Origin of the sequence: Velocimicrobium porci (assembly GCF_009696045.1) — a bacterium.
In the GTDB taxonomy this organism is placed as follows: domain Bacteria; phylum Bacillota; class Clostridia; order Lachnospirales; family Lachnospiraceae; genus Velocimicrobium; species Velocimicrobium porci.
In genome coordinates this window covers 1-2,699 of record NZ_VUMT01000058.1, presented here as the reverse complement: position 1 = coordinate 2,699, position 2,699 = coordinate 1, and the positions used below count along the sequence as shown (strand labels likewise).

Below are 2,699 nucleotides of genomic sequence, written 5' to 3'. Positions count from 1 at the left end.
TGGGCATTCTTCTGAAAAGAAGATGCTATTTAGTTCAACTAAATAAAGATGGGATATTAGCTCAGTCGGTAGAGCACTTGACTTTTAATCAAGTTGTCCGGGGTTCGAATCCCCGATGTCTCATTAAGAAAAATGGTGGAAGCACTGAAAAATCAGCACTTCCGCTTTTTTTGTACATCAAATATTTGATTGCCTTATAAACAAGCACATATTTCATTAAATAAATCATCATCGCTAATATTTTTGCAAGTGAACATTCTGAAATAAATCTATTATAATCCGTCATGATTCTGCTGAAAATTTGCGGTTTTACTTTTCCTTAATCAAAATATAAATTTTAAAAAGTGCCTGCAATTTGCAATTAAAAAGGCTATATGGACGAATGGATTGTTTTTTACAATTACATTTAATTCAGAGTTTAAATATATGTTTGTTCCAGAACTTTCAAATATGGTTTTACTATTGTTTCCAAAATTAAAGATAGTGAGAAAGTAAGCAACTATGTTACAAAGTACATGACAAAGAGTTGTTTATATAATTAGTAGAAACAAATCCAAGAGTATATTATCAAAAAAGTTATTGCTAATATCTACCTTTAATAGGTGTTATATAAACAGTTTGTTGTTTATAATACTTTATGAAAGGAAGTGATACCATGAACCAAGAGAAAATTGGAAGATTTATTGCTGAAAATCGTAAGGCGAAAAAACTTACGCAAGAAGGATTGGCTGAAAAACTAGGAATTACAAATAAGTCGATTTCAAAATGGGAAACTGGGAATTGTTTGCCAGATTCATCATTATTTAAACCATTATGCAAAATATTGGACATTTCAATAAATGAATTATTTGCAGGAGAAAAGCTGAATGATGAGGATAAAAAAGAGGCAAATGAATATCTGATAAAACTATTGGCAAGCAGATTATATGATAGTGATTGTGGCATTACTTATGATGAGTTTCTTAATGCTTTAACTAGAATTTCAGAAACAACAGTTCTTTTATCTAAATTCAATATAAAGGAGGAAGCTGTTGTGTATTTAATGAATGAAACTAATCTCCCATATGAAGAATGTTCCAAAGCCTACGATTTCTATATCAGTCTAAATCAGAAAGGTAAGTGACAAATTCCAGCTTGTAGATTTGAGTGACAAAGAAAATAAAGTCGCTGAACTTTTTTCTTTTAACGGTTTTAAAATCGTGATATGATTTCGAATCTCAGATGTCTTGCGGAGTAAAAAATGGAAACGATGATTATTCAACACTTCTAATTTTTTTGTGCTATTATACTTCTAATAGTGCTATATTCATGTAAAACAAAGAATGGAGGGGATAGTGTGAAAGAGAGTAAATTAAGCTAAAATCGTGGATTAGACACAAAAAGAAGGCTCACATAGTGAACCTATTTAACGGTATTCCCACCTAAGAAGAGAGGCGCACCTGCACATTAACAGCAAAATGGGTGGGTGCATCTGATATTGATGCCGGGATGCCTTAATAATTAAGTCGATTGTACCACGAAAACTTGAAGGTGTAAAATACTTTCATTACTATTTGTGCCGCCAGCCAAAGGCGGCGGAATGGAGATTAGTATGTTAGAAAGTTATTTTTCACAATATAAAATAAAAAGAATTACAGAAAAAAATCTTATAGATGTATATGAATTGTGTAAAAAAAATACAAGTTATTATAAATACCTTAATATGGCACCAACCATTCAAAATATAAGAGAAGAGTTGACAAATCTTCCACCGGGAAAAACGATAAATGACTTGTATTTTGTAGGATTTTATAAAGAAAATCAATTGGTTGCCATTTTACATTTCATTATCAAATGGCCAGACATTAACACTGCCTATATAGGATGGTTTATGGTTAATAAGGATATGCAGGGAATGGGGATTGGTAAGAAATTAATTGGAGAGCTATGCGTTTGTTTAAAAAATGAAGGATTTAAATATGTGAAACTTGGTTGTATTAAAAACAATGTAGAGGCAATAAGTTTTTGGATAAAAAATGGGTTTTCTCTTGTTGGTTCTGAAATTGATACGGGGAGTAATATAGTTATATCTATGCAAAAAAAATTAGATTAAGATGAGAAACATTGTGTCAACAAATATTTATTTGTCATAGGAAATTATGTCCTATGAATTAAAAAGCTCTCCGGGCGGGAATGCACTGCATCGGAGATGAATGATATCGCCCAAGCGACCCGCCGCAGGCGGAGAATCTTGCTCCACTTTGTTCTAGAGAAAATAATGATATTACAAAAGTTGTAGAGATAACATTTAACCCTGTAATTGTAATGGTAACTTCTATGGCTGGTTATGTTAGGGGTGGAATTAAACTTTGTAATTTAGAATTTTGTCGAGAAAAGAAAAAAATAAAAGAAAAAATAAAAAAAGTGTTGACATCAATAAAAGTATATGGTATCATATAACACGTTGCTCCACTGAGTAACAAACAACACGAAAAAATAAAATAAAAAAAGTGTTGACAAAGCAAAAGAAATATGATATACTAAATATTGTTGACGCGTTGGAAACGAAGATTCAACAATATGGTATAAAACGATAAAGCACCTTGATAATTGAACAATAAAACAACCCTGAAAATTCTAAGAGAACCATTTGTTTGAATGAGGATTTGAACAGATGAGAGATTCATAAGAATTTCAGACGAACGACCTTTGAAAAAAGG

General features: G+C 31.3%; 3 protein-coding genes and 1 tRNA gene. 3 read left to right on the top strand and 1 reads right to left on the bottom strand.

Annotated features, from left to right (window positions below):
* The first annotated feature begins 50 nt into the window (after positions 1 to 50).
* From FYJ58_RS14540 to FYJ58_RS14530, 3 genes are all read left to right on the top strand, one after another.
* Positions 51 to 123, top strand: a tRNA-Lys gene (locus tag FYJ58_RS14540).
* A 532-nt stretch (positions 124 to 655) separates the two neighbouring features.
* Positions 656 to 1,123, top strand: a complete 468-nt coding sequence (locus FYJ58_RS14535) for a helix-turn-helix domain-containing protein (RefSeq protein ID WP_154520387.1) — start codon at positions 656 to 658, stop codon at positions 1,121 to 1,123.
* A gap of 468 nt (positions 1,124 to 1,591) precedes the next feature.
* Positions 1,592 to 2,092 (top strand): GNAT family N-acetyltransferase, encoded by a 501-nt coding sequence (locus tag FYJ58_RS14530; RefSeq protein ID WP_205839288.1) that lies wholly within the window; start codon positions 1,592 to 1,594, stop codon positions 2,090 to 2,092.
* Positions 2,093 to 2,519: 427 nt separating this feature from the next.
* On the opposite strand, the gene FYJ58_RS14815 is transcribed toward FYJ58_RS14530, so the two are convergent.
* Positions 2,520 to 2,699: hypothetical protein (locus FYJ58_RS14815; RefSeq protein ID WP_205839287.1), on the bottom strand; the 180-nt coding region annotated here is incomplete at its 5' end.

Bases quoted from the DNA above. Each gene is read 5' to 3' on its own strand.
- FYJ58_RS14530 (WP_205839288.1), top strand. From the start codon at position 1,592: ATGTTAGAAAGTTATTTTTCACAATATAAAATAAAAAGAATTACAGAA.
- FYJ58_RS14535 (WP_154520387.1), top strand. From the start codon at position 656: ATGAACCAAGAGAAAATTGGAAGATTTATTGCTGAAAATCGTAAGGCG.